26 protein-coding genes are annotated in these 26546 nt (G+C 37.9%); 17 read left to right on the top strand and 9 right to left on the bottom strand.

The features are described from left to right. From argC to AQF98_RS07685, 10 genes are all read left to right on the top strand, one after another. Nucleotides 1-984 (top strand): N-acetyl-gamma-glutamyl-phosphate reductase, encoded by a 984-nt coding sequence (gene argC / locus AQF98_RS07730; RefSeq protein WP_055131350.1) that lies wholly within the window; start codon nt 1-3, stop codon nt 982-984. A gap of 32 nt (nt 985-1016) precedes the next feature. Beyond that, nucleotides 1017-1373: a four helix bundle protein gene (locus tag AQF98_RS07725; protein ID WP_055131349.1), complete on the top strand. Its 357-nt coding sequence runs from the start codon at nt 1017-1019 to the stop codon at nt 1371-1373. Between the two features lie 118 nt (nt 1374-1491). Then, complete coding sequence (locus AQF98_RS07720) at nt 1492-2640, top strand: aspartate aminotransferase family protein (RefSeq protein ID WP_055131348.1); 1149 nt, start codon at nt 1492-1494, stop codon at nt 2638-2640. Nucleotides 2641-2651: 11 nt separating this feature from the next. After that, the gene (locus tag AQF98_RS07715) at nt 2652-3023 is read left to right on the top strand and encodes a four helix bundle protein (protein ID WP_055131347.1); all 372 of its coding nucleotides are present in this window, start codon (nt 2652-2654) and stop codon (nt 3021-3023) included. 33 nt (nt 3024-3056) lie between these two features. Beyond that, the gene (locus AQF98_RS07710) at nt 3057-4028 is read left to right on the top strand and encodes an acetylornithine carbamoyltransferase (protein ID WP_055131346.1); all 972 of its coding nucleotides are present in this window, start codon (nt 3057-3059) and stop codon (nt 4026-4028) included. Nucleotides 4029-4087: 59 nt separating this feature from the next. Further along, nucleotides 4088-4876 carry an acetylglutamate kinase gene (gene argB, locus AQF98_RS07705; RefSeq protein ID WP_055131345.1) on the top strand — a complete coding sequence of 263 codons (789 nt, stop codon included), beginning with the start codon at nt 4088-4090 and terminating at the stop codon, nt 4874-4876. Nucleotides 4877-5219: 343 nt separating this feature from the next. Then, complete coding sequence (gene proC, locus AQF98_RS07700; RefSeq protein ID WP_055131344.1) at nt 5220-6029, top strand: pyrroline-5-carboxylate reductase; 810 nt, start codon at nt 5220-5222, stop codon at nt 6027-6029. A gap of 132 nt (nt 6030-6161) precedes the next feature. Next, a complete protein-coding gene (locus tag AQF98_RS07695; RefSeq protein ID WP_055131343.1) occupies nt 6162-7229 on the top strand; it encodes a M20 family metallo-hydrolase in 1068 nt (355 codons plus the stop codon). A gap of 31 nt (nt 7230-7260) precedes the next feature. After that, on the top strand, nt 7261-7788 hold the full coding sequence (locus AQF98_RS07690; protein WP_082434940.1) for a GNAT family N-acetyltransferase: 528 nt from the start codon (nt 7261-7263) through the stop codon (nt 7786-7788). A gap of 154 nt (nt 7789-7942) precedes the next feature. After that, a complete protein-coding gene (locus tag AQF98_RS07685; RefSeq protein WP_055131341.1) occupies nt 7943-8581 on the top strand; it encodes an NAD(P)-dependent oxidoreductase in 639 nt (212 codons plus the stop codon). A gap of 46 nt (nt 8582-8627) precedes the next feature. Here AQF98_RS07685 and AQF98_RS07680 read toward each other — a convergent pair whose 3' ends face one another. Continuing rightward, on the bottom strand, nt 8628-11474 hold the full coding sequence (locus tag AQF98_RS07680) for a prolyl oligopeptidase family serine peptidase (protein WP_055131340.1): 2847 nt from the start codon (nt 11472-11474) through the stop codon (nt 8628-8630). A gap of 180 nt (nt 11475-11654) precedes the next feature. Here AQF98_RS07680 and argH point away from each other — a divergent pair, with 180 nt between their 5' ends. The 3 genes from argH (at nt 11655) to AQF98_RS07665 (ending at nt 15638) form a co-directional block, all read left to right on the top strand. Then, a complete protein-coding gene (gene argH, locus AQF98_RS07675; protein WP_055131339.1) occupies nt 11655-12986 on the top strand; it encodes an argininosuccinate lyase in 1332 nt (443 codons plus the stop codon). A gap of 25 nt (nt 12987-13011) precedes the next feature. Continuing rightward, entirely contained in the window at nt 13012-14265 is a 1254-nt protein-coding gene (locus AQF98_RS07670) for a pyridoxal phosphate-dependent aminotransferase (protein WP_055131338.1), read from the top strand. Between the two features lie 185 nt (nt 14266-14450). Next, a complete protein-coding gene (locus AQF98_RS07665) occupies nt 14451-15638 on the top strand; it encodes a glycosyltransferase family 87 protein (protein ID WP_082434939.1) in 1188 nt (395 codons plus the stop codon). 110 nt (nt 15639-15748) lie between these two features. On the opposite strand, the gene AQF98_RS07660 is transcribed toward AQF98_RS07665, so the two are convergent. Further along, nucleotides 15749-17329: a peptide chain release factor 3 gene (locus tag AQF98_RS07660; protein ID WP_055131337.1), complete on the bottom strand. Its 1581-nt coding sequence runs from the start codon at nt 17327-17329 to the stop codon at nt 15749-15751. A gap of 238 nt (nt 17330-17567) precedes the next feature. Then, the gene (locus AQF98_RS07655) at nt 17568-19073 is read right to left on the bottom strand and encodes a DUF6600 domain-containing protein (RefSeq protein WP_055131336.1); all 1506 of its coding nucleotides are present in this window, start codon (nt 19071-19073) and stop codon (nt 17568-17570) included. Nucleotides 19074-19344: 271 nt separating this feature from the next. On the opposite strand from AQF98_RS07655, the gene AQF98_RS07650 reads away from it, so the two are divergent. Further along, nucleotides 19345-20055: an SAM-dependent methyltransferase gene (locus AQF98_RS07650; RefSeq protein ID WP_055131335.1), complete on the top strand. Its 711-nt coding sequence runs from the start codon at nt 19345-19347 to the stop codon at nt 20053-20055. Between the two features lie 81 nt (nt 20056-20136). On the opposite strand, the gene nadD is transcribed toward AQF98_RS07650, so the two are convergent. The 5 genes from nadD to AQF98_RS07625 form a co-directional block, all read right to left on the bottom strand. Next, nucleotides 20137-20709, bottom strand: a complete 573-nt coding sequence (gene nadD / locus AQF98_RS07645) for a nicotinate (nicotinamide) nucleotide adenylyltransferase (protein ID WP_055131379.1) — start codon at nt 20707-20709, stop codon at nt 20137-20139. A gap of 61 nt (nt 20710-20770) precedes the next feature. After that, nucleotides 20771-21139, bottom strand: a complete 369-nt coding sequence (locus AQF98_RS07640) for a four helix bundle protein (RefSeq protein WP_055131334.1) — start codon at nt 21137-21139, stop codon at nt 20771-20773. 97 nt (nt 21140-21236) lie between these two features. Then, nucleotides 21237-21812 (bottom strand): guanylate kinase, encoded by a 576-nt coding sequence (gene gmk / locus AQF98_RS07635; RefSeq protein ID WP_055131333.1) that lies wholly within the window; start codon nt 21810-21812, stop codon nt 21237-21239. A 64-nt stretch (nt 21813-21876) separates the two neighbouring features. Beyond that, on the bottom strand, nt 21877-22740 hold the full coding sequence (locus tag AQF98_RS07630) for a YicC/YloC family endoribonuclease (RefSeq protein WP_055131332.1): 864 nt from the start codon (nt 22738-22740) through the stop codon (nt 21877-21879). A gap of 105 nt (nt 22741-22845) precedes the next feature. Further along, a complete protein-coding gene (locus AQF98_RS07625) occupies nt 22846-23583 on the bottom strand; it encodes a 1-acyl-sn-glycerol-3-phosphate acyltransferase (RefSeq protein ID WP_055131331.1) in 738 nt (245 codons plus the stop codon). A 72-nt stretch (nt 23584-23655) separates the two neighbouring features. On the opposite strand from AQF98_RS07625, the gene AQF98_RS07620 reads away from it, so the two are divergent. Genes AQF98_RS07620 through AQF98_RS07610 form a run of 3 tightly spaced genes read left to right on the top strand, consistent with a single transcriptional unit; the run spans nt 23656 to nt 25811 of the window. Further along, nucleotides 23656-24378, top strand: a complete 723-nt coding sequence (locus tag AQF98_RS07620) for a hypothetical protein (RefSeq protein WP_055131330.1) — start codon at nt 23656-23658, stop codon at nt 24376-24378. A gap of 7 nt (nt 24379-24385) precedes the next feature. Continuing rightward, nucleotides 24386-25117, top strand: a complete 732-nt coding sequence (locus AQF98_RS07615) for a hypothetical protein (RefSeq protein ID WP_055131329.1) — start codon at nt 24386-24388, stop codon at nt 25115-25117. Beyond that, entirely contained in the window at nt 25110-25811 is a 702-nt protein-coding gene (locus tag AQF98_RS07610; protein ID WP_055131328.1) for a hypothetical protein, read from the top strand. The genes AQF98_RS07615 and AQF98_RS07610 overlap by 8 nt, the downstream gene beginning before the upstream one ends. Here the strand turns inward: AQF98_RS07610 and rnc are convergent. Next, complete coding sequence (gene rnc / locus AQF98_RS07605) at nt 25808-26536, bottom strand: ribonuclease III (protein WP_055131327.1); 729 nt, start codon at nt 26534-26536, stop codon at nt 25808-25810. The two genes, AQF98_RS07610 and rnc, sit on opposite strands and share 4 nt — an antisense overlap. Between the last annotated feature and the right edge of the window lie 10 nt (nt 26537-26546).

Here is a 26546-nt window from a genome sequence, read left to right as displayed (position 1 = left end):
ATGAATAAAATTAAAGCAGGGATAATTGGTGGGGCAGGATATACCGGAGGAGAGATGTTGCGCATTTTGGTCAATCACCCAAATGTAGAAATTGCTTTTGTAAACAGCACGAGTAATGCTGGAAACCTAATTTCTGATGTACATACCGATCTGATTGGCGATACCGATCTTAAATTTGTGAGTGATGTTTCGCAAGATATTGACGTGTTATTTTTATGTGTTGGCCATGGCGATGCGAAGAAGTTTCTGGAAGCAAACCCAATCGATGCCAGTATTAAAATCATCGATCTTTCTCAAGATTTTAGACTAGCCCATAACGCGCAACTTGGAACACGTAACTTCATTTATGGGCTACCTGAACTGAACAAAGTTCAGATTGCTTCGGCCCAGAACATTGCCAACCCTGGTTGTTTTGCTACCTGTATTCAACTCGGCCTGTTGCCATTGGCAGCTAAAGGATTGATCAAAGCCGAAGTTCATATCAATGCCACAACGGGTTCAACTGGGGCAGGACAAAGTTTATCATCTACTTCACATTTCAGTTGGAGAAATAACAACTTATCCATTTACAAAGCATTCGATCATCAACATTTAGGCGAAATTGGAGAAAGCCTTTTGCAGTTGCAGCCAACACTTGATCAAGCCCTGAATTTCATCCCACAACGTGGCGATTTTACCAGAGGGATTTTAGCAGCAATGTATACCGAAAGTGATTTGACTTTAGCAGAAGCACAAACCATTTACGAAGAATATTATAGTGCACACCCATTTACGCACGTAAGTCGGAAAAACATCGATTTAAAGCAGGTGGTCAATACCAATAAAGCGTTGGTGCATGTAGAAAAACATGGTGATCAACTATTGATCATCAGCATTATCGATAACCTGTTAAAAGGAGCCAGCGGACAAGCGGTTCAGAACATGAATTTGATGTTTGGATTAGAAGAAACGGCGGGGTTGAGGTTAAAAGCAGGAGCTTTTTGAGTTATAAGTTTTAAGTAATACGTTATAAGTGTATGCAAAATTTTAAAGAGCTAAAAGTTTGGGATAAAGCGCATCTAATTACACTTAGTATTTATAAAGCTAGCTCAAAATTTCCTAAAGAAGAGGTGTATGGATTAACAAGTCAGCTGCGGCGGGCTTCGGCTTCTATACCTGCAAATATTGCGGAGGGTTGTGGTAAAAATACCCAATCAGATTTAGCAAAGTATTTGAATATTTCTTTAGGTTCAGCGAATGAAACCGAATACTTTTTGATTTTATCCAAGGATTTGGATTACCTGTCTGAAGAACAATTTTCAACCCTTTCAAATGATATTAATGAAGTGAAGGCCATGCTGATTTCCTTAATTGGAAAAGTAAGAAGTAAATAAACATCAAGACCTTTAACTTAATACTTATAACGTACAACTTAATACTTAAAAGGTACAACTTATAACCTAATACGTATAACTTAAAACTTACAACGTACTACTTAGAACTTAAAAAATAATGAACTTATTCGACGTTTACCCTCTTAATGATATAGAAATAACCAAAGCAGCAGACAGCCATGTTTGGGATGCTAATGGACAACAATATTTAGATTTATATGGCGGTCATGCTGTAATTTCAATTGGGCATACCAATCCGCACTACGTTAATCGTTTAACAGACCAATTAAATAAGGTCGGTTTTTATTCCAACTCTGTTAAAATTCCTTTACAAGTTCAGCTGGCCGAAAAATTAGGTCAGGTTTCTGGGAAAAAAGATTTTCAATTGTTCTTGTGTAACTCCGGAGCAGAGGCGAATGAAAATGCCTTGAAACTGGCTTCGTTTTACAATGGACGAAAAAAAGTAATTGCCTTTAAAGGCGCATTTCACGGACGTACCTCGCTCGCGGTTGCAGTAACAGATAACCCTAAGATTGTGGCACCTGTAAATGAAAATAGCAATGTGATTTTCTTGCCACATAATAATGAAGTAGCTTTAGAAGAAACATTCAAAGCACAAGGCGATGAAATTGCTGCAGTAATTATTGAAGGCATTCAAGGTGTTGGCGGTATTAAAGAAGCTTCAAAGAGTTTCTTGCAAAAAATCCGTTCACTGTGTGACGAATACAATGCTGTTTACATTGCAGATAGTGTACAGTGTGGTTATGGTCGTACAGGTTTATTCTATTCGCATGATCATGCTGGCGTAGCAGCTGATGTATATACTATGGCCAAAGGAATGGGCAACGGTTTTCCGGTAGCGGGTATTTCAATTGCCCCTAAATTTAAACCATGGCATGGCGAGTTGGGAACAACTTTTGGTGGTAACCATTTGGCCTGTGCTGCAGCATTAGCAGTATTAGAAATCATGGAGCAAGACAACTTGATGAAAAATGCTGAAGAAGTGGGCAATTACCTCATTACCGAATTGAAGAAATTTGAGCAAGTAAAAGAAGTTCGTGGCCGTGGATTAATGATTGGTATAGAACTACCAGAAGAATTGGCACATGTTAAAAAAGAGCTATTGTTTACCCACCACATTTTTACTGGCGAAGCTAAACCAAATGTGATCCGTTTGCTACCCGCACTAAATTTAACAAAAGCACATGCAGATGAGTTTTTAGCTGCGTTTAGTAAAGAGGTAAAAGGTATAGGGCATAAGGTGTAAGGCGAAATAGCGTGAGAGATTATAAAAAGCTTGAAGTTTGGAAAAAGGCACATGAATTGAATATGTTCATTAAGAAAAATATTGCGATTCAATTTCCAAAGGAAGAGCGATTTGAATTAACCTCTCAACTAACTCGAGCCTCTTTGTCTATTCCCTTAAATATTGTTGAAGGATGTGGAAGATTTACGGATAAAGATTTTGCACATTTTTTAGATAATGCCTTAGGTTCGGCCAATGAAATAGATTATTGTTGCTTATGTGCTTTAGAATTGAAATATATAAGTGAGGATGATTACGAGAAAGTAAACCAATCAATTAACGAAGTTAGGGCAATGCTAATTTCATTTTTAAAATTTTTGAGAAGTGGAGGGACAAAACCTTAAACCCTACACCTTTTACCTTATACCTTATTTAAGATGAAACTTTTCACCTCTGTACACGATGTTCCGAACATCAAACAATTTGTAAATGATGCATTGGCATTGAAGGCAAATCCCTATGCATTTCAAAGTTTGGGTAAAAACAGAACCCTGGGTTTAGTTTTTATGAATCCTAGTCTCCGTACCCGATTGAGCACACAAAAAGCGGCGCTCAATTTGGGGATGAACGTAATGGTGATGAACATGGATAAAGAAGGCTGGGCTTTAGAAACACAAGATGGTGTGGTGATGAACGGAAGTACGGTAGAGCACATTCGCGAGGCAGCAGCTGTAATGGGCCAATATTGCGATATCTTAGGCCTACGTTCTTTTCCAAAACTGAATAACCGTGAGGAAGATTATAGTGAAGATTTCTTCAATAAATTTGTGAAATATTGCGCAGTTCCTGTGGTTAGTTTAGAAAGTGCCACCAGACACCCCTTACAAAGTTTTGCTGATATCATTACCATTCATGAAACTTGGAGCAAAAAATCAGATGGTACCAAACCAAAAGTTGTATTGGCGTGGGCGCCACATGTAAAGGCATTACCACAAGCGGTGCCTAATTCTTTTGCCGAGTGGATGTGTAAAGCACAGCAGGAAGAGATGTTAGATTTTACTATTGCTCAACCAGAAGGATACGAGCTTTCAGCAGATTTTACACCTGGAGCAAAAATTGAATATAATTTAGAGACTGCGCTAAATGGGGCAGACTACATCTACGTTAAAAACTGGAGCAGTTATAAAGAATACGGTAAAGTACTTACCTATCCCGATGGGTGGATGATGAACAATGAAAAACTGAAATTGACAAATGATGCCAAAGTAATGCATTGTTTACCCGTTCGTCGCGATTTGGAATTGTCTTCAGAAATTTTGGATGGACCAAATTCAATAGTTGTGCACGAAGCTGGAAATCGCCTTTGGTCTGCCCAAGCAGTGCTAAAAGCGATGTTAGAAAAATTGTAATTCATGTCACGTTGGTTCGTGTTACACGAACCAACGTGATTAACCTAAATACCTAAAAAATGAAACAGCTAACCATTGTTAAAATAGGGGGGAATGTAATCGATAATTCCGAAAACCTGCATCAATTTCTATTGGATTTTACAGCATTGCCTGGAGATAAAATTTTGGTGCATGGTGGGGGTAAAATTGCAACAGAACTGGGCGAATCATTAGGTATTGAAGCCAAAATGGTTGAAGGTAGAAGAATTACAGATATCGAGACTTTACGCATTGTAACCATGGTGTATGCAGGCCTGATCAATAAAAATATGGTGGCCCAATTGCAAGCAAAAGGAACCAATGCCATTGGATTGAGCGGTGCAGATGGAAACGTAATTAAAGCAAAAAAACGCCCTATAGAACCGATAGATTATGGTTATGTAGGCGATTTAGACGAAACTTCTGTAAACATCAATACCTTAGATAGTTTACTGAAAGCAGACTTGGTACCCGTAATGTGTGCCATTACACATGATGGAGCTACACAACTTTTAAATACCAATGCAGATACCATTGCTTCGGCCATTGCTGTTGCCATGTCATCTTTGTATCAAACACAATTGGTCTATTGTTTTGAGAAAAAGGGTGTGTTGAGAGATGTGAACAATGATGAGTCTGTGGTAAGAGAAATTAGGGCTGATGAGTTTGAGGGGTTAAAAGCAGATGGTACCGTGGCAGGCGGGATGATCCCCAAATTACACAATGCTTTTGAGGCCATTAAAAAAGGAGTTTCAGCGGTATATATTGGTAAGGCTGATGAACTTTCGGAACTAAAAGATGGTACTTTTGGAACTAAAATGTTGAGGTAAAAACATCACCTTGCGAAAGTTTTTTTTGAAAAGTACCGGTTTAGCTCTTCGCCTGCAGCAGCCCCGCTTTACACTGTAGCCCTCGTACCTCGGGGCTGCCGTTTCAATCGGGTTTAGAACACACAGAGCAGTAGTTCTTTTGCCGTTCTGCTGCCAAACCAGGACAGACCAGGTTTTAACAAAAGAACTACCGCTTTTGCCCTTTAAACCTGATAGCAGCGAACACGAAGTGCAACGGAGTAAAGCGGATAGCAAGACTAAAATTTAATAGCAGCACAGCCATTGCTTTTCAAAAAAATACAATGAACCACACTATGCTTCGGCATTTATAATAACCTAAATGATGAAAAAAATTACCATTATCGGAAGCGGAAACATCGGTTTATCATTAGCCAAAGGCTTAGTGAAAGCTGATTTTGCTCGGGCTGCTGAAATTACGCTTACCCGTCGTAACATTGATCACCTCAAAGCTTATCAAGAAGCTGGTTTTAATATCAGTAATGACAATAAAGCTGCAGTAGCAGCAGCAGATATTGTGATTTTGGCCGTATTGCCACAACAACTCAATGCTGTGTTAGATGAAATCAATACTTCAATAGTTGCCACTAAACACTTGGTTATTTCTGTCATCTCAGGAGTAAGTTGTGCAGCGGTAAAAGAGAAGGTAGGGAATGATGTGGAAGTAATCAGAGCGATGCCAAATACCGCCATTGCCATTGGCCAATCCATGACTTGTATTGCCAGTGATAATGCATCTTCTGAAAATCTTACAGACGTGACCAAAATGTTCGAAACAGTAGGTTCAGTGGTGAAGATCAATGAAGATTTGATGACTTCTGCAACTGCACTTTGTGCCTGTGGCATTGCCTTCTTTTTAAGGGCCATTAGAGCCGCCTCGCAAGGTGGAGTAGAAATTGGCTTCCATGCCGATGAAGCTTTGAAAATGGCCGTGCAAACAGCAAAGGGAGCAGCAGATTTGCTTTTATTACACGGAACACATCCAGAATCAGAAATAGATAAAGTAACTTCGCCCAAAGGTTGTACCATTGCAGGTTTGAATGAAATGGAACACAATGGCTTTAGTTCATCATTAATCAAAGGAATAAAGCTTTCTGCCCTAAAAGCAGGTAATTTGTACACAAAAGAAGGTTAAGGGTGTAAGGTTTAAGGTATGGGTCTTAATACTTGATACTCGAACTTAAAGAAGCATAAAAGAGCTAGGATTTAAGGCAGAACGTTAATTCGCGTTTCTAATCTTGATACCTAATGCTCACTACTTGATACTATGTTAGAAAATATAAAAAAAGAAATCCTGGAGCTATTGCAGCAATTGATTCGCATCCAGTCTTTTAGCAAAGAAGAAGATCAAACTGCTGAACTGATTGCTCAGTTTTTAGCAAAACGAGGTGTGCAGATTCACCGTAAATTGAATAATGTTTGGGCTTACAATAAGTATTTTGATGAGGCTAAACCTACATTGCTTTTAAACTCGCACCACGATACTGTGAAACCAAATTCAGGTTATACACGCGATCCTTACGATGCAGCCATAGAAGGCGATAAATTATTTGGCTTAGGGAGTAATGATGCAGGAGGCTGCTTGGTTTCGTTAATCGGTACTTTTTTATACTATTACGAACAAGAAGGCCTAAGCTATAATATTTGTCTAGCTACCACTGCAGAAGAAGAGATTTCTGGAAATAACGGATTAGAATTGGTCTTGCCAGATTTGGGAGAACTGGAATTTGGAATTGTAGGCGAGCCTACAGAAATGCATTTGGCTATTGCAGAACGTGGTTTGTTGGTGTTAGATTGTGTTGCTCATGGTAAAGCAGGACATGCCGCTAGAGAAGAAGGCGAAAATGCCATTTATAAAGCGCTAACAGCTATCGAATGGTTTAGGAATTATCAATTCCCAAAAGTATCGGAAGTTTTTGGACCATTAAAAATGACAGTAACCATTATCAATGCAGGCTCACAACACAATGTGGTACCGGCTACCTGTACTTTTACGGTAGATGTTCGCGTAACCGATTCTTATACCAATGAAGAAGTGTTAGAAATTATCCGGGCCAATGTAGATTGCGATGTACAACCTCGATCTATTCGTTTAAAACCATCTTCTATTGATAAAGATCATCCTTTGGTACAAGCAGGAATTGCCTTAGGCAGGATCACTTATGGATCGCCAACAACTTCAGATCAAGCTTTGTTAAGTATTCCTTCAGTAAAAGTAGGTCCCGGTTTTTCTGGCCGATCGCACATGGCTGATGAATTTATTTATGTTCGCGAAATTGCAGAAGGTGTAGAGGGTTATATCAATATGTTAAAACCTGTAATCAATGGAAAATAAGCTAAAAGTCACCCTTCAAAATGAGTAGGTAATTTTAAGGCCGTTGGCACTAAGTGATGAGGCTGCACTTTGGCCAATTGCACAAGAAAAAGAATTATGGGTGTATGGCTTAAAAGACTTGAGCGAACCCGGTGAGCTGAAAAAATATATCGAAAGTGCAATTAATGATAGAGAGGAAGGAACAGCCGCCGTTTGGACAATTATAGAAGCAAAGACAGGAAAAGTAGCTGGATGTACCCGTTTGGCAGAAATTAGCTGGAAAGATGAGCGTGGACAAATAGGCTGGACCTGGATTGGTAAAGACTTTCAAGGTTCAGGAATAAATAGGGCAATGAAATATGAAATCTTTAAATATGGATTTGAAACCTTAGGCCTAAACCGTATCGAACTTAAAGCAGACGAACGAAACCTACAATCGCGTAGGGCAATGGAGAAAATTGGAGCCAAATATGAAGGCACCCTTCGTGAGCACATGAAAATTAAAGATGGATTTATTAGAAATACCGTTTTTTATAGCATCCTTAAAACAGAATGGGATGAATTAAAGGCCAGGTGGTAAATTAAACTTGGCATTTGCCCTTCATTCGCTATCTTCGCTTATTAAAATCTCTTTATAAATATTTAACAAGGCAGAAATATTCTTTTCTGCATAACGGTTTAATCGATCTGATGAACCGGATAAATTCATATTGCTAAATTTTATAAAGAAGAAAATGACACAACAAACCAAAGTTGCCGTAATCGGCGGCACCGGAAAATCAGGAAAATACATCGTTAAAAACTTATTGGCTCAAGGCTTTCTAATTAAAGTCCTATTGCGCTATCCAGAGCAATTTCAACTCCATCACCCCTTGATCGAGATTGTTCAGGGAGATGCCAGAGATATCACTGCTATTCGGCAGCTACTTAAAGATTGCCAAGTTGTAATCAGTGCAGTGGGGCAACCCGTAGGGGAGCCTTCTGTTTTTAGTCAGGTAAGTAGAAATATCATCGAAGTAATGCAGGAGTTTAAATTGCAAAGGTATATCCTACTTACGGGTTTGAATGTAGATACGCCATTTGATCGAAAAAGTCCTAAAACCAAGTTTGGGACAGATTGGATGAAAGCGAACTATCCATTAACTACCGCTGATAAACAAGTTGAGTACGAAACATTGGTGCAAAGCGACATTGATTGGACACTGGTAAGATTGCCTATGATTGAGCAAACAGATACCATAAGTGAAGTAAGAGTTGATCTGGAAGATTGCCCAGGAGATCAAATTAGTGCGACAGATTTAGCGCTCTTTTTAATTGAGCAGTTAACAGACCGTACCTATGTAAGGAAAGCCCCTTTTATTACAAGTACATAAAATGAGGCATAAAAAAAGCGGGTCAATTGACCCGCTTTTTTTTATTTTAGTTTTCTTCAGCTTCGCTAAAAGCTCTGGTTTCTAAGTGTTTTTCCATGTCTAAACGGTTTACACCTTTGCTCCACCATTCTGGAGCTGGTTTACCTTTTAACATGTAATCAAAATATTCTAGCATACGTACCGCATAATCTTTACGGTTTGGTAATTTGGCAATACCGTGGTTTTCGCCACGATAAGTGATCATCACCACTGGTTTGTTTAATCTTCTTAAACCATTATAATACTCTATACCTTGTGTAAAGTCTACAGCACCATCTTTATCATTGTGTAATAATAACAATGGCGTTTGTACCTTTTTGATGTGATAGACCGGAGAGTTACGGGCAAAAGCATCCCAATTGTCCCAATAACCTGGTGTTAACCTGCCTTGGCTAGCTTCAAAAATAGCTTGGTTAGTACCTCCACTGTTCCAATAGATCAAACTGTACATACTGATCATGTTAGTTAATGGTGCACCTGCAGCAGCAGCTTTAAAAATATTGGTTTGGGTAATTAAAAATGAAGTTTGGTAACCACCCCAAGAGTGACCATGGATGGCTACGTTTTTAGCATCAACAATGCCAGTTGCAATAGCAGCTTTAACCGCAGGCACTACACAGGCTACAGCCGACATTCCTGGTTCGTTCATTTTATATTTGATATCTGGTTCTAAAACTGCATAACCGTTGCTCAGGTATACAGCCTTGTTAAAACCTCCACTAGGGAAACCTGGCATAGCATAGTTATTCAACCCATCAGTTAAGCGTTCGTAGATATAAGTAATTGTTGGATAAGATTTTCCTTGTATATAGTTAGCTGGTAAATATAAAGCAGCTTGTAAACTATCGCCATTTGCACTTACATAGCTGATCAATTTCACACCAGATGTCCATGCATATTTGGCTTGGTCTGGGGTATTTGAATTTACTTTTTTAGCTGCGGCTAAATCACTACTTGTACTTGCATAAAAAGCCGGCGATTCTTGAGAATTGCTCTTGGTGTACACAAAAACTTTTCCTGTTTCAGCTTTGGTAAAACCTCCATAACTGTTATCGTCCATAAACAAGATGTCGATTTTGTTTTTTCCAGCAGGTAAAATCCCAATACCACCTTTTTTATCTTTAACATTAAATACGCTAAAGTATTGGTCTTTGGCCAAATCAGTACCCTTCTCATCTTGATAAATACGCAAGCGACCCGCTACTTCAGATTTTTTGCTTTTCCAGTTGTCTGAAAGTGCAACTACACTTTTACCATCTGCAGAAATTTTCCAAAGGTCGTAGTTATCCGTAATCAATGCATATTTAGAATCTGCAGACCAACCTAAGTTTGAGGTAGCTGGTTTATTGATATTATGATCATCCAGTTCATTTACAAATGAGGCCTTGATGTTGCCAGTTAAATTAGCGGTTTGACCTGTTTCTAAGTTAATGCTATAGAATGCACCATCTACATAATAGCTCGCAATTTTACCGTTTGGCGCAAGCGCTAAACGTCCTCCACCATTGGTGGTATACATTTTTTCGAACAGTCTTTTTTTGACGCCAGATTTCAGGTCAATCAAATAAACATCCGTATAGCTTTGTCCATCTAAATTGCTCATCAATTCGTAATTGGTATTGTCGTAACCAATCGCATATAACTGTTTAGGTGCAACACTTACTGAGCGCATATTGCTATCTGCCAATTGAGTGAATTTTTTATCTGCAACGCGATAAGAACTGGTATAATTAAAGCTCTTGTCTCTCATCTCTTGTGTCTGTTGAGCAGATTGTAGGCGTTTATCTTGCCAGTTCCAGATTATCATGTCTGGTTTTTCAATGTCATCTTTTTTAGGCTCTGGTTTCGCCTCTGGTTTTGCTTTTGCTAAACTGTCGGTTTTTCCTTCTGGTTTTTTATCTTCCTTTTTAGCCAAGGTGTTAATGCCAAAGAATAAAGTGGTTTGATCATCAGACCAATAAGGGTTTGCATTGGTATTGATGCCCATTCCTTTTGGGAAAGAGCTATCTTCAATACCATTATAAGTTACTTTACTGGTTAGTTCGCCATTAATCTTACTAATGCCGATAATGCTGAATACCTCATCTTTGTATTTTTCATCCTTGTTAGATTTCAATAAGGCAAAAGCATTGCCCACTTCATTCCAGCTAATGCTTTTATAGCTTGCTTTGTCGTTATCTAAAGCAGTAGTAATGCCAGTTTTCATGTCTCTTAAAAAAACACCATTTCCATTCTGTCCATTGGCATCAACTGTATAAGCCAATTGATCGCCTGCTTTGTTAAATGAAAATTCGGCCACATTGCCCAAATTGAAACTCTTTTTAGTAGCAAGGTTATACAAGAGTACATCCGTTCCCTTTGCTGCGGTTGGGTCTTTTGGCGCACCTTCTGGAGCCACAAACTGAATAGCAATCCACGATGGAGAATCGCCCGAAAAACTAAAACTTCTTACACGCTCAAAAGTAGTCTGCTTATTGTCTGCCAAAGCAACCAACATCAGCTTATCATACAAAGGTTTGTTTGTTTTTCTGGCAGCTTTAGCCTCTGCATCTTTTGCAGAAACCCTAAAGGCAGCGTATTTAGAGTCTTTAGAGAAAGATAAACCACTTGCGTTGGCACCTATTGGGTAGGTATAGCTTAGGGTATCTAATGTTTTGCGGATGGTCATTTTCAAATCGCCTTCCGTAGGCCCACTTGCCCAAGCCATCCATTGGCCATCTGGCGATAAAGCATTACCTCGGTTAAATGTCCACTTCGAAACATCTTTCCAAGTTAGCGCAGGCTTTTGTTGCGCATACGTTTTTGCAACAAATGGAATTGCAAAAACGAGTAAGATTAATTTTAAATTCTTCATATCTAAGGATTTGTTTCTGCTAAAATAATATTTAAATATGAAAACTCTTTATTAAGGCCTTAATTATTTGCAATAATGTTGCATTTGATTAATCAAAATCTCTTCACCTCCTAATTCTTACGTATTATTTGTACTTTTGCCATTATTTTAAAGTACTTATAGCGATAGCATTATCTAAAAATGAAGATCTGGCAAAAAAACATTGAAGTGAACAAAGGGATTGAGGCATTTACCGTTGGTAAAGACAGGGAACTGGATTTACAAATGGCTGCTTTTGATGTTTTAGGATCTTTAGCACATGTAGAAATGTTGGCGACGATCAACTTGTTAAGCCCATCAGAATTAACAGCAGTTAAGGCAGCTTTGAAAACCATTTATACAGAAATTGCTGAAGGTAAATTTACCATAGACGATAGTGTTGAGGATGTACATTCGCAGGTAGAGTGGTTATTGACCCAACGAATTGGTGAAGCTGGAAAAAAAATCCATAGTGGTCGTTCACGTAATGACCAGGTTTTGGTAGATCTAAAGCTATATTTTAGGGCCTGTATCCAAGAAATGGTAGAAAATACGGCTACCTTGTTTACACAACTGATCAATTTAAGCAATACACATCACGATAAATTATTGCCAGGGTATACCCACCTGCAAATTGCCATGCCATCTTCTTTTGGTTTATGGTTTGGTGCTTATGCAGAAAGTTTGGCTGATGATATGGAAATGATGTTGGCGGCATATAAAGTCTGTAATAAAAACCCTTTAGGTTCAGCAGCAGGTTATGGCTCATCTTTTCCTTTAAATAGAACATTAACCACAAAATTATTGGGTTTCGAACAATTGAACTACAATGTGGTGTATGCACAAATGGGAAGAGGTAAAACCGAAAGGATTTTGGCACAGGCCATGTCGTCAGTTGCGGCTACTTTAGCTAAAATGGCAATGGATGTGTGCTTGTTCATTAACCAGAACTTTGGATTTATCAGTTTCCCTGACGAACTAACTACAGGTTCGAGTATTATGCCACATAAAAAGAACCCAGATGTTTTTGAACTGATCCGTTCGCGTTGCAATAAAATTCAGGCTTTGCCAAATGAAATTGCCATGATGACCACCAATCTTCCATCTGGTTACCATCGCGATCTCCAATTGTTAAAAGAAAACCTTTTTCCGGCCATTACCTCATTGAACGAATGTTTGGAAATGACCACCTTTATGTTGCAAAATATCAAGGTAAAAGATGGTATTTTGGACGATAAAAAATACGATTACCTGTTTAGTGTAGATGTAGTAAATGAATTGGCCTTAAGCGGAATTCCATTTAGAGAAGCCTATAAAATTGTTGGCGAAACCATTGAGGATGGCACTTTTGCACCAAATAAAACAGTTAAACATACCCACGAGGGAAGCATTGGCAACCTATGCAATCCAGAAATTGAGACCATGATGAACAATGTATTGGCACAATTTCAATTTGAGAGAACAAACCAGGCTATAGCGAGTTTATTAGCCTAAGTATTATACCTTAAACCTATATCAAATGAATGTATCTGTATTAGCAAACACACTTATCGGCTCAGAGATTATTAAAATCGGCAACGAGGTTAACGAAATGAAGCGAAAGGGTGCACAAATTGCCAATTTAACCATTGGAGATTTCGATCCATCCATTTTTCCTATTCCCGAAGCTTTAGAAGAAGCTATTGTAAAGGCTTATCAAGAAGGGCATACCAATTATCCACCTGCCGACGGTATTTTAGCATTACGCGAAACCATTACCGAGGTATTGGCAGACCGTTATCAATTGGCTTATACTGTTAAAGATATTTTGGTTGCTGGAGGTTCACGTCCACTCATCTATGCAACTTATTTAGCCTTGATCGATCCTGGAGATAAAGTAATTTATCCAGCACCATCTTGGAACAATAACCACTATTGCCATCTTTCTTCGGCAAATGGAGTTGCGGTTGAAACTACGGTAGAAAATAATTTTATGCCTACGGCAGCCCAGCTCAAACCACATTTAAAAGACGCAACTTTACTGGCACTTTGTTCTCCACTTAACCCTACGGGTACCATGTTTACAGAGCAGCAGCTGGCAGAAATCTGCGACATTGTGATTGAAGAAAATAAATCGCGTAAAGCAGACGAAAAGCCACTGTACATCATGTACGACCAGATTTACTCTTTGCTTACTTTTGGCAAAGAACATGTAAACCCGGTAAGTTTACGTCCTGAATTAAAAGATTATGTGATCTATATTGATGGAATTTCTAAATGTTTAGCTTCTACTGGTGTAAGAGTAGGTTGGGCATTTGGACCAGAAAATATCATTAGTAAAATGAAATCGCTTTTAGGCCATATTGGTGCTTGGGCTCCAAAAGCAGAGCAAGTTGCGGTAGCAAGTTATTTTAAAGATAAAACTCAGGTAGATACTTTCCTTACCAGTTTTAAAAGCCAAGTTCAAGCGAGTTTAGATGAGTTGTACAATGGTTTCCAACACTTAAAAACAGAAGGGTTTAATGTAGATGCGGTAGTACCTATGGGTGCCATCTACCTCACATTAAAAATAGACTATATTGGTAAAACTACGCCAGCTGGCGATTTGCTGAAAAACAGTGCAGATGTAAACTTTTACTTAATTAAAGAAGCGCAGGTAGCGCTTGTGCCTTTCTCTGCATTTGGTAATGAAGACAATATGCCTTGGTTCAGAGCTTCTATTGGCGGTTGTTCTTTGGCGGATATTAAAAACATGATGCCTAGAATTGCAGCAGCATTAAGTAGCTTGAAGTAGTTAACTACATTAACAAGCCTCCTATAAATGGGCAAATGATAAAGACAATAAACCCTCTTCAAAACTGAAGAGGGTTTATTATGAATAGCTGTGCAACTCCTGCACTTTCGAGCTACTATTGGCCCATTTGTTAAATTATGTAAAAATATTTTGAAAATCAATACATTGTATTATTTTTGATACAAATGAAAGAAGTAAGATCCCTACAATTGTTCCCTAATTTTTTTTCTTTTCAAACCTACGATCAGAAGAAAAGACTTGCCCTAATTATCTGGCTATTGATTGCTGTTTTTTGTGTGGTCCAATCTCTGATTACACACAGATATAACAACTATTTGATTTTTGAAAATACATGCAGAAATCTAATTAATCAGACTTCTTTTTATGTAGGTTACCCTGCGTACCATTTTGATGCGAACCATTACGGACCAATTTTTAGTGTCTTTTTTATGCCTTTTGCAGCCCTGCCCAATGCACTGGGTTTTTTAGCATGGAACCTATTTAATACAATTGTGCTATTTAAGGCCATAGAAACCATTCCTATTAAAGATAAACTGCCATTGTTTTTTATTGCTATTCCATGTATTGCTTCGGCAACGCTTAGTCAACAATTTAATCCGGCTTCAGGGGCATTTATTATTTTGAGTTATACACTTTTAAATAAAAATAAGGGTATTTGGTCTACTATGCTTATTGCCCTAGGTACTTTTATTAAACTTTACGGCATTGTAGGCTTGGCATTTTTCTTTTTTGTAAAAGATAAAAAAAGGTTCATTGCCTATTTGATCTTGTGGTCGGCTGTATTCTTTGTATTACCAATGTTATTCTCTTCGCCAGAGTTCATCCTTAATGCTTACAAAGAATGGACTGTTTCTCTGATCCACAAAAATGCAAGTAACATTACCGAAAACAACCTTGATATCTCAATTATGGGTTTTATCAGGAGCATATATGTTAATCATAACCTCCCGAATATGGTATTTTTGATTGCTGGGGTTGCCTTGTTTGGGCTGCCTTACCTTAATATTAAAGCCTATCAAAAAACGACTTTTCAGCTGTTGATATTAGGTTCTACATTGATGTTTCCGGTGTTATTTAGTACAGGAACGGAAGATTGCACTTATATTATTGCAGCACCAGCCGTGGGGATATGGTATGTATTAAGCGATCGAAAACCATGGAAAGTCTGGTTACTGTGGATTACAATCGTCTTATCTTGTAATTTTCCATTGCTGTTATTCCCTAAAATATCATCAGCTTATCCGGTATTATTGACCATTATGAGTGTGCCATTTTTTATGATCTGGGTATTTATGCTTTACAAGGCAAGCCGAATGCCAAAAGAGCCACAGCCACAACTAGCAAGCACCTAGAATTAAAAAGTAATTAACAGTACAAACAGGCAATATCAATTAACCAACAAAGTTCAATCTATTGACTATTGACTATTGACTATTGACTATTGACTATTGACTACTTGGCCTTACTTAAACTCACTCGTTTTATGGAACTCAATATCTGGATAATCTCTCATCGTCATATTGATCATAAATTCGTTGTCAGCTAAATAAACCGGGTTACCATCTTTGTCTTCGCCAATATGTTGTTGTTTCCGTTTTAAAAACTCTTCTAATTTTTTTGGATCTTTAGACGTTACCCAATTAGAGCGACTGTAACTTAACATCCTGAAATGTGCTTTTGCACCATATTCATGCTCTAATCTAAACGCAATTACCTCAAACTGTAGATCGCCCACAGCACCAATTACTTTACGGTTACCGGGTTGCATTACAAATAACTGTGCTACCCCTTCTTCTGTTAATTGTTGTAGCCCTTTTTCTAATTGTTTTGTCTTAAGCGGGTCTCTATTCTCAACTTCCTTAAAAATCTCAGGCGAGAAGCTAGGAATGCCTTTAAACTGCAATTTCTCGCCTTCAGTTAACGTATCTCCAATTTTAAAGGTTCCACTATCATATAAGCCAACAACGTCTCCAGGCCAAGCCTCTTCAACAATGCTCTTTTCGTTGGCCATAAAGTCCATAGGGTTAGAAAATTTGATTTTCTTGTTGTTTCTGGTGTGGTAAAAGAATTTATTGCGTTCAAATTTGCCAGAACAAACTCTTAAAAAGGCAATCCTATCACGATGATTAGGATCTAAGTTGGCATGGATCTTAAATACAAATCCGCTAAAGGTCTTTTCGGTTGCTAAAACTTCACGTTCTTCTGCCTCTCTGCTTTTCGGGCTAGGGGCAATGTTAACGAAAGTGTCCAATAATTCTTTGATCCCAAAGTTATTGATGGCGCTACCAAAAAATACTGGAGCCAATAAGCCCTCTAGGTACATATCTTTGTCTACACTACCATAAACACCTTCAACTAACTCTAGTTCATCTTTTAAGGTAGTTAAGGCTTGTGCAGGTAAAAACTTGGCCAATTGTTCATCTTCCAGATTGCCTACTTCGATAACAGGTGTACTGATTTTGGTTTTATCAGGTTCAAATAGATTGAGATGTTTGTTATAAATGCTATAAACACCTTTAAAAGTATGCCCTTGACCAATTGGCCAACTCAAAGGACATAAACTGATGTTCAATTTACTTTCAATTTCGTCTAAAAGATCAAATGCATCCTTACCCTCACGGTCCATCTTGTTTACAAAAATGATTACCGGGGTATTTCTCATCCTACAAACCGACATCAATTTTTCAGTTTGTTCCTCAACTCCCTTTACACAGTCTACCACCAAAATTACACTGTCAACTGCAGATAATGTTCTATAGGTATCTTCTGCGAAATCTTTGTGACCCGGTGTATCCAAGATATTGATCCGTTTGCCATTGTATTCGAAACCCATTACAGAGGTAGCCACCGAAATACCACGTTGCTTTTCAATCTCCATAAAATCGGATGTGCTGCTTTGGTTTGCTTTGTTCCGTTTTACGGCACCTGCAGTATTAATTGCCCCACCAAAAAGCAAAAACTTTTCTGTTAAGGTTGTTTTTCCCGCATCGGGGTGACTAATAATTGCAAACGTCTTTCTTTTTTCTATTTCAGGATTAACCATGGATTTTTATTGATAATGTAGGGCAGAAACTTAATTAAATAGCGAATACAGCAAAGCTTTATAAAAAGCGAAGAGGAAATAATAGAGCTGTAGCTTGTTTCATTGCGTTACAAAGGTAAGGATATTTTAAAAGAGTATGAAGTAATTAATGTATCCAATGGTTCGTGCCCACACGAACCATTGGAACATAAAAAAAGCCGGTGATGATAACCAGCTTTTTTGATTTATTTGATTTGAATTATTTTCCACCTCTTCCTGGTCTTCCGCCACCACTTTCGGCACGGCTACCACGACTTTCTGAACTACTACCTGAACTTCTTTGAGGAGCAGATTCTGTACGCTCCACACGTTGAGGTTGTGGCTGAGGTCTTTCCATTCTTTGTTGTGGTGCTTGTTGCACTGGTTGTGGACGCTCTGCTCTTTGTTGTTGTGGCTGAGGTTGTTGTTGAGGCACTTCTCTGCTACGTTCTACTCTTTGTTGAGGTTCTTGGCTTCCACGTTCAACCCTCTGTGGCTGATTTTGGTTAGCTTCACGACTTCTATTAAAGATATCTGGTCTAGTACCCTCTGTTGGAGGAGTACCGCGGTTTTCGCCACCTCTACTTGGTTGAATATTACCTACATCAGCACCACCTCTTGATGGGCGTGTAGACATGTTGTCTGTGCTTGAACCTCTTCCACTTGTATTTCCATTTCTATCAATTGGTGTCATATCGCCACCTCTTGATGGACGTGTAGACATATTATCAGTACCTGAACCTCTTCCATTCATGTTTCCGTTTCTGTCAATTGGCGTAATATCACCACCTCTTGATGGGCGTGTAGACATGTTATCAGTGCCAGATCCTCTTCCACTTGTATTCCCGTTTCTATCACCTTGGAAGATATCACCATCACCTCTTGATGGACGAGAACCTGTATTTGCATTTTGGTCTCTTCCAACTGTACCACGAGTAATGTTGCCTTGTACGGCATTTCTTGGCGCAGCATCGGTATTGTTTACACCACCTCTACTTGGACGAGGGTTATAGATGTCGACATTATTACGCTCAATTCTTGAGGCACCAGGTCTGCTACTTCTATTGATATTGTAAACAGTTACATTCTGGTTAGTCTCACGTCTTACTTGCTCAGCTCTAGGGCCAGTGTAATAAGTTCTGTTGTTACGCACATAAGTATTATTGATAATTACAGTGTTTTGGATATAAACCCTATTTCTACCACCGTAATAACGAGGATAACTGTTATAATAAATGTTGTTATATGGAATAAAGTTCCAGCACATATCAGGGATGCGATACCCGCCTCTACCAAAGTTGATACCGATACTAATGCTTGGTCCTAGTGGAGCCCAGCCATAATAACCACCACCACTTCTCCAGCTTACCCATGCAGGTCCCCAAACGGTATCAGGAATCCAAACCCAGTCGTTATAACGGTTATAGATCCAACGACCATAATGGAAAGGAGCCCAACCCCAATCGTAGTTAGAAACCCAAGTATTGCCATACTCTGTCATTGCCCAACGGCCATTAGAATAATAAGGCCTAAATTCGTCTTGGTCTACATCTGGTCGCCAGACATATCCATATTGTGGATCTTTGATCCATGTGCCATAAGGCGACAATTCATCGTAAAACGATTGTAAGGACACGTCCTCATTTTGCGCCATGACTTTTTGAGTGGTTCCGGTAAGTACGAACACAAGTCCTAATACTACCGACAATTTGATCATGATTTTCATTTTGTGTGTGTTTAAAAATTTATAATTAACCTAACGCTGTGTGTATATCAATTTGAACACCATTTTTAACAAAGGATTAATCAATCCTTAACAAACGCTGCTGTAACCCTATTTTAACGTGTTTTTTTACACTTAAGTGTTTAATTACAGTACTTTAATTAGTGCTATGGCTGTGTAAAAAATAAGTCAGGCGGAACTAAATTTGCTACAGAGGCCAAATCAAGGTAGGTTATTGCCTTAAAACCGTACTTTTGTAGAAATAAATTTAGCTATGCAAAGAGGCACCTTGTTTCTAATCCCCGTTCCATTGGCAGAAAATGCCACACAGAAATCTTTTACCCCTTTTTTAATTGACACGATCAATGCGCTCAAAACCTATATCGTAGAAAATGAAAAAACAGCACGTAAATTTTTAAAAGAAGCAGGAATAAAAACACCACAAAGTGAGCTGTTGATTCATGATTATGGCAAACATAAACGTGGCAATAGCTTAGTGCCTTATTTTACGCAATTGATGTCGGGGATTGACGTTGGTTTAATGAGTGAGGCAGGTTGTCCGGGCGTAGCAGATCCAGGGGCCGAAATTGTTGCCGAAGCACACAAACGTGGGATTAAGGTAGTGCCATTAGTAGGCCCAAATTCAATGATACAAGCCATCATGTCATCAGGGTTTAGCGGGCAGAGCTTTGCTTTTCATGGCTACTTGCCGATAGACAAAACAGATCGGGCAAAAAAAATCAAAGAGTTAGAAGTGCTGTCTGAAAAGAACAAACAAACTCAATTGTTTATGGAAACACCTTTTAGAAATAACCATTTACTAGAAGATGTACTTAAAAATTGTCATGGAAGTACGCAGCTTTGTATTGCCAGTAATATCAATGGTGAAGACGAATTTATCAAAACAATGGCAGTAGGAGCCTGGAGGGGCGAAAAAATCGATCTCCATAAAAAACCAACGGTATTTTTATTGTTTAAGGGATAATTGTTGGATGCTGGTCGGGATTTGTAATCCCGATCTAAGCTATAAATAGTCGAGATTTCAAATCTCGACTAACAATCTACATTAACGATACATATTCTTTTGATCGATAAAGGCCAGCACATTATCTGGCACAAAAAACTGTATATTTTTATGGTCTTTTAAGGCCTTGCGGATAAATGTAGATGAGATTTCCATTTCTGGCGTATCTGTAAAAGTTATCGATGGATGGTTTTCCCATTCACTTACCTCAGCCCCTGGTCTTGGATAAACATAAATGTGGTAATCTTTAAGCAGCAGCTCAAAATTTTTCCATTTTTTTAGCGAAACCAAATTGTCTGCCCCCATAATCAAAACAAATTCTTTTTCAGGGTAGCGTTCGTGCAAGTGGGTAAGCGTATCGATGGTATAAGAAGGTTGAGGTAACTTAAATTCAATATCACTTACCTTAATTTGAGGGGCATTCTCTGTAGCTAGCTTGGCCATTTCTAACCGATCGTACATGTTGGCCAATCCGCTTCTTTGTTTGAGTGGGTTATGGGGCGAAACCACTAACCAAACTTCCTTTAAACCACTAAAAGTTGCCATATAATTGGCAATAATTAAGTGTCCAATATGAATTGGATTAAATGACCCGAAAAAAAGGCCAGTTTTCAGTTTGCTGTTTTCAGTTTTCAGTTCTGGGTGTATTATAGACATATCAGTTTATAATTATTAGTTATACTGAACCGTATTTTTCTGGATTGTTCATCATGTGGTTTAGAAGCTTACCAACTTCTTCACTTTGAATAACGAGTTTGTCATATTCCTCAAGTGCAATATAATTGCACGCTAGTGCAAATTTTAGCCATCCTTTGGTCTCGCTATTCTCCATATCACTATCTGATAACTTGCTTATAAAATGAGCTTTGTATTTACGCTTTCTGTAGGCTTCAACTAGGCAAATATTTGTTGATCTTGAAGAACGTCTAATTTGGTCTGTTAAAGAATACAACTCTTCTTTTGGAAAAGATTTACTGATCTCAAATATTGACATAGCCAATTCAAAGGATTTTTTATAAGCCAAAAGATCATAGAAATCGCCCATAATAAAGAATTTGTATCTATGAATATAGGTTTTTATCCCTTAAAAATGGTAAAACTTTACTTTTTTATAGCCTCCCAGAACTGCAAACTTTCAATTGTTAATTGCCAATTGAAAGAAAATCTCCTACCAATTGCTCTGCTTCTTTGCAGGCTGTTTCCAAGTCGAAATTTTTAAGGATGACATCAAACTTATCGGCGTATAGCAATTCCTTTTCTGCTTTAACGAAACGTTCTTGCAATTTTTCTTCGCTGTCTGTACCTCTACCTGTTAAACGTTCTTTCAAAACTGCTAAAGATGGGGGTTGCACAAAAATGGCCAATGCATTTTCCTCATACTTTCTCTTTAAACGTAAGCCACCTTCAACATCGATGTCGAAAATTACATGTTTATCTTCGTTCCAGATGCGTTCAATTTCTGAGCGGAGTGTGCCATAAAATGTACCACTGTAAACTTCTTCGAACTCTACAAATTCTTGACGGGCAACTTTATGTAAAAAATCTTCTTTACTGATAAAATAATAATCGTTTTCGTGTTTTTCACTACCTCTCGATTCGCGGGTAGTAGCCGAAATAGAAAAGCTTAATTGTGGAAATTTCTTTAGTAAGTGTCTAACTATAGTGGTTTTGCCTGCTCCAGATGGCGCAGAAAATATAATGAGTTTGCCTTGTTTCATTCTTTTGAGCTTAAAGCTTAAAGCAAAATGCCTAAAGTGATGAACTTTAAGCCTTTGTTTTGGCTTATAGTACGTTCAATAACTGTTCTTTAATTTTTTCTAATTCTTCTTTCATCCCTACTACCAATTGCTGTATTTGTGCATCGTTAGCTTTGGCACCCATGGTGTTAATTTCCCTGCCAATTTCTTGAGAGATGAAGCCTAATTTTTTACCATTGGCATCTTTACTTTTTAAAGTAGCCATAAAGTAATCGCAATGACTTTTTAAGCGGGTTTTTTCTTCGGTAATGTCTAATTTATCAATATAGTAGATCAATTCTTGTTCAAATCTATTCTGGTCTACATTTACTTTACCTACGGCATCTTCTAAAAATTGGGTAAGCCTAGCTTTAACCTGCGGTACTCTTAAAGGAGCAAGTTGGTCTATCTGTGCAAAAAAATCAAGTATATTCTGGATACGAAGTTCTAAATCAGTTCTTAAAACATTGCCTTCATCTGCCCTAAACTGATTAAAATTGTGCAGTGCATTTAAAAAAGTTTGATGTAAAACTTCCCAGTCACGTTCATCTACTTCTTCTTCTGTATAGGTAATTACCTCCGGAAAATTTAAGGCCGTTTGCAAAAGGTTAGCAGAGTTTGCACCCAAGGTATGATTGAGTTCTTCTAACTGTTTGTAATAACGAGTTAATAGGGCTGTATTAATTGTAGCTCCTTTTTGGTTGTCATCACTGCGTTCAATGTTGATGGCAACATTTACTTTTCCGCGTTCTATTTCTTTGCTACAAATGTTGCGCAACAAAAGTTCTTTATCAGAATAAGCTCTGGGTAATTTTAAATTCAACTCTAAAAATTTAGAGTTTAAGGATTTTATCTCTACTGCAAACTTAACGTTCTCATGATCCGTAGCCGCCAAGCCAAAGCCTGTCATTGATTTTATCATGTGCAAAGATAGTAAAAAGGTGTAAGGTTTTAAGGCCGAAGACAGAAGCTTTTGAATTTCAATGAGATATCAACTGAAGTATTGATAATCTACTCAGCTATACTTTAAAATGGCTTCTTCCATCTGGTCGAAAACTTTTTGTTTAAGCTGCGGTAAATCTTCCAGTTGCAGACCTTTTACAGCTATTGGACTAATAAAAACAGTAGTGATCAAGCCTGGATGTGCATTTAATGGTTCAAGTCTAGGCAATAGTTCTCTATTGTTAATCATTACAAAAGGAAGTAAGGGTGTTTGGGTTTCAATGGCAATCCTGAAAGCACCATCGTAAAACTCACTTAATGGCTTATCAGTTTTATTCATCGTGCCCTCCGGAAAAATAAGAATAGATTGCCCTTTTTGAATGTCTTTTTTAAGTTCGGCAACAGATTGTTCCCTACTTTCTTTACTACTTCTATCAATCATCACCACTATCCGTTTGTAGATCAGCCCGAAAATAGGCACCTTGGTCATTTCTATTTTTCCCAATGGGCTAAAATGTTGGGGAACGCTAATGCAAACTGCTACTCCATCGAGATAAGAACCATGATTGCCTACATAAATATGGGGTGTTTGTCGATTGATGACCTGCTTGTTAATGGTTTTTACCCAGAAGAAAGAACATAAGCTAAAAGCCCAGGCCCAACACCTTAACAGAAATAAGATCATTCGCTTTCCGGTTTCATTGCGCAATAGGGCCGAGGCCAACAGTACAAAAGGCAAGACAATGAACATCAATAAGATAAAAATTGATGCTGCATAAATTAAATATAGGATGGCTAAAACCTTTCTCATTAATTAACGTTTTTTAACGTAATTGGTTAACAAACAATCCTTAAGTTTACAAAATAAAAAACTTACTCCCTAATGAATGCGCTTCGTTTAGTTTTTTTAAGCACACTATTTGTATTTATGCTTAATGCCAAACAGGGTCTTGCACAAGAGTTTAAGTTAAAAGGAGTAATATTTGAACGTGATTCGAAAATTAGAGTTGCACTTGCAGTAATTAACAACAAACGAAATCTGTACGGTGTTGGGAGCAACGACTTGGGGTTGTTTGAGATCAAAGCAATGGTTGGAGATACTTTGCTAATTACCAAAAGAGGATTTAACGATCTACAAGTAGTTGTGAATTCAACAAGAGACCTGATCCTTCATTTGAATAGAGCGGAGCTATTAAGAGAGATTGTGGTGCAAGGACAGGGTAAAAAACAAGCACTAGATGACATCGAAAAAGACTTTAAAAACAAAGGTTCTTTTTATGCGGGTAAGCCCCCAATAGGTTTATTATCGCCGTTTGGAGGAAGTCCGTTGACCTTTTTGTATGAGTTGTTTGGAAAAACACCCAAAAACGCCCGAAGGTTTAGAAAATATCACCAAACTGAATTGAAAGAAACCCACACAGACTTATTCTTTAACAAGACAATCGTTTATCAAAACACTGGGTTAGAAGGTAAAGAGTTGGATAATTTTATGCTCAATTATCGCCCTGATTATGAAAAGACCAAAAACTGGACGGTGTACGATGGGCTCAAATGGATTAAAGATTCTCATAAAAAGTATACGGCAACTTTAAAATCGCCGTTTTAAATAAATAATGAATAAAATCAAATTTACGCTGATCTGTTTTGTATGGTGCTGTTTATGGACTTTAAACCTAAAGGCCCAGCAAGAATTTGCACTTACAGGGGTGATTTTTGAAAAGGGAACCAAGATTAGACTTGCCTTGGCCGAAATTACCAATAAGCGCAATGGGTACAGTGTGGGGAGCAATGACATGGGCCTCTTTAACATTAAAGTTGCCGTTGGCGATACTTTATTGATTAACAAAAGAGGATTTAATGATTTAACCATAGTTGTTCCATTAACAAAAGATGTGGTAGTTAATTTAGTGAGGGCAGAAAATATGCTGGATGAAGTTGTGGTATATGGAGAAACCAAGAAACAGACACTAAATGCCATTAAGAAAGATTTTAAAGATAAAGGCTCTTTTTATGCTGGAAAACCGCCCTTTTTATCCTTCTTGTTTACACCTTTAACCGCTTTGTATGAGCTATTTGGCAGAACACCGAAAAATGCCCGAAGGTTTAACAACTATTACAATACAGAAATACAGCAAAGCCATATTGATGTCTTTTTCAATAAATCAATCATCAACAAAAGGACGGGTTTAGAAGGAAAACAATTAGAAGATTTTATGCTCAATTACCGTCCTGATTATGAAAAAGCAAAAAACTGGACGGAATACGATGGGAACAAATGGATTAAGGATTCGTATAAAAAATATACAGATACCTTAAAAACGCCAATTAAACAAAACAATGAGTAGAACTAAATATGGCTTCTTTGCCTTTATCTTACTTTTCTTTTGGGGCCTAAACTTAAAGGCGCAGCAAGAACTTACGGTAAATGCGGTGGTTTTCGAAAAAAATTCTAAAATCAGATTGACAGATGCAACGGTATTTAATAAGCGGAATAAATATGTAGCCTTTAGTAATAGTATGGGCTTATTTAACATTAAAGCTGCCGTTGGCGATACTTTATTGATTACGAAACTATATTATGATGATGTTGTGGTTACAGTTGGTTTAGTGAAGGATATGGTGATCTATCTCAAGAAGAATACAAATATGCTCGACGAGATTGTGGTAAATAAAACCAGGGTAATAGACGAGATTAAAAAGGATTATAAGAATGGGGCGGTACCTACAGGGAAAGTATCACTGCTGTCTTTTTTATCGCCGTTAAGTGCCATTTACGGACTAACCAGTAGAGATGGGCAAAATGCACGTCGTTTCAGTAGGTACTATAATAACGAGCTGAAAGAATCTCATGTCGATACTTTTTTCAATAAATCGCTTGTAACCAGTAACACAGGTTTAACAGGAAAAGAATTAGATAATTTTATGTTTAATTATCGTCCTGATTACGAAAAATCTAAAAATTGGACACAATACGATGGTGTCAAATGGATCAAGGATTCGTATAAAAAGTATTTAGATACTGCTAAAAAAGCAAATTAGATAGCCAGAGATTCGCAGGCTTTTTCTGCTGCTAGTTTCTCTGCATTTTTCTTGTTGTAATCTCTACCTATGCCGTGGTTTTCGCTATCGATAATGGCATGGATGGTAAACAATTTGGTGCTTTCGCCCTCTCCGTTTTCTACCATATCAAAAGAAATATCCTTACCATGACGTTGGCACCATTCGATCAATTTACTTTTGAAATTCGTTTCCGTCATTTCTAAGGTATGGATATCGATATATGGTTTAACAATACGGCGTAACAAGAAATTTTTGGTAAAATTATAGCCTTTGTCTAAATATACAGCACCAACCAATGCTTCAAACGCATCGCCCAGCATCGAATGATGTTTGGTTTGTACATTCACTGTTTTTTGATCAAAAATGATCAATTGATCAAAACCCATTTTGCGGGCAAGCTGATTTAAATTGGCCCTGTTTACAATTTTAGAGCGCATTTCTGTTAAAAAGCCTTCCTCTTTGTAAGGATAACTTTTAAACAATAGCTCGGCTATTACTGCACCTAAAATGGCATCACCTAAAAACTCTAAACGTTCGTTGCTACTTCGACTTCCATTTTTCAAAACTTTAGCTACAGATCTGTGTCTGAACGCCATTCTGTACAAAGTCACATTTCCAGGCACAAAGCCCAAAATGTTTTTCAGTTTTTTTACAAACTCTTTGTTCGGCGATAAGTAAAGTTTATATAAATCGAATAATGGCATTAAATTTTTC

Origin of the sequence: Pedobacter sp. Hv1 (assembly GCF_001412215.1) — a bacterium.
Taxonomy (GTDB): Bacteria; Bacteroidota; Bacteroidia; order Sphingobacteriales; family Sphingobacteriaceae; genus Pedobacter.
Note: the sequence above shows the minus strand (reverse complement) of the source record. Positions and strands in the feature narration are given on the sequence as shown.

Coding starts and splice junctions, on each gene's coding strand:
- gmk (WP_055131333.1), bottom strand. CDS start 21,812: ATGAAACAAGGCAAACTCATTATATTTTCTGCGCCATCTGGAGCAGGC.
- proC (WP_055131344.1), top strand. CDS start 5,220: ATGAAAAAAATTACCATTATCGGAAGCGGAAACATCGGTTTATCATTA.
- AQF98_RS07695 (WP_055131343.1), top strand. CDS start 6,162: ATGTTAGAAAATATAAAAAAAGAAATCCTGGAGCTATTGCAGCAATTG.
- AQF98_RS07660 (WP_055131337.1), bottom strand. CDS start 17,329: ATGGTTAATCCTGAAATAGAAAAAAGAAAGACGTTTGCAATTATTAGT.
- argC (WP_055131350.1), top strand. CDS start 1: ATGAATAAAATTAAAGCAGGGATAATTGGTGGGGCAGGATATACCGGA.
- argH (WP_055131339.1), top strand. CDS start 11,655: ATGAAGATCTGGCAAAAAAACATTGAAGTGAACAAAGGGATTGAGGCA.
- AQF98_RS07630 (WP_055131332.1), bottom strand. CDS start 22,740: ATGACAGGCTTTGGCTTGGCGGCTACGGATCATGAGAACGTTAAGTTT.
- AQF98_RS07670 (WP_055131338.1), top strand. CDS start 13,012: ATGAATGTATCTGTATTAGCAAACACACTTATCGGCTCAGAGATTATT.
- AQF98_RS07685 (WP_055131341.1), top strand. CDS start 7,943: ATGACACAACAAACCAAAGTTGCCGTAATCGGCGGCACCGGAAAATCA.
- AQF98_RS07710 (WP_055131346.1), top strand. CDS start 3,057: ATGAAACTTTTCACCTCTGTACACGATGTTCCGAACATCAAACAATTT.
- argB (WP_055131345.1), top strand. CDS start 4,088: ATGAAACAGCTAACCATTGTTAAAATAGGGGGGAATGTAATCGATAAT.
- AQF98_RS07620 (WP_055131330.1), top strand. CDS start 23,656: ATGAATGCGCTTCGTTTAGTTTTTTTAAGCACACTATTTGTATTTATG.
- AQF98_RS07650 (WP_055131335.1), top strand. CDS start 19,345: ATGCAAAGAGGCACCTTGTTTCTAATCCCCGTTCCATTGGCAGAAAAT.
- AQF98_RS07640 (WP_055131334.1), bottom strand. CDS start 21,139: ATGGGCGATTTCTATGATCTTTTGGCTTATAAAAAATCCTTTGAATTG.
- rnc (WP_055131327.1), bottom strand. CDS start 26,536: ATGCCATTATTCGATTTATATAAACTTTACTTATCGCCGAACAAAGAG.
- AQF98_RS07665 (WP_082434939.1), top strand. CDS start 14,451: ATGAAAGAAGTAAGATCCCTACAATTGTTCCCTAATTTTTTTTCTTTT.
- AQF98_RS07655 (WP_055131336.1), bottom strand. CDS start 19,073: ATGAAAATCATGATCAAATTGTCGGTAGTATTAGGACTTGTGTTCGTA.
- AQF98_RS07725 (WP_055131349.1), top strand. CDS start 1,017: ATGCAAAATTTTAAAGAGCTAAAAGTTTGGGATAAAGCGCATCTAATT.
- AQF98_RS07720 (WP_055131348.1), top strand. CDS start 1,492: ATGAACTTATTCGACGTTTACCCTCTTAATGATATAGAAATAACCAAA.
- AQF98_RS07680 (WP_055131340.1), bottom strand. CDS start 11,474: ATGAAGAATTTAAAATTAATCTTACTCGTTTTTGCAATTCCATTTGTT.
- AQF98_RS07610 (WP_055131328.1), top strand. CDS start 25,110: ATGAGTAGAACTAAATATGGCTTCTTTGCCTTTATCTTACTTTTCTTT.
- AQF98_RS07625 (WP_055131331.1), bottom strand. CDS start 23,583: ATGAGAAAGGTTTTAGCCATCCTATATTTAATTTATGCAGCATCAATT.
- AQF98_RS07615 (WP_055131329.1), top strand. CDS start 24,386: ATGAATAAAATCAAATTTACGCTGATCTGTTTTGTATGGTGCTGTTTA.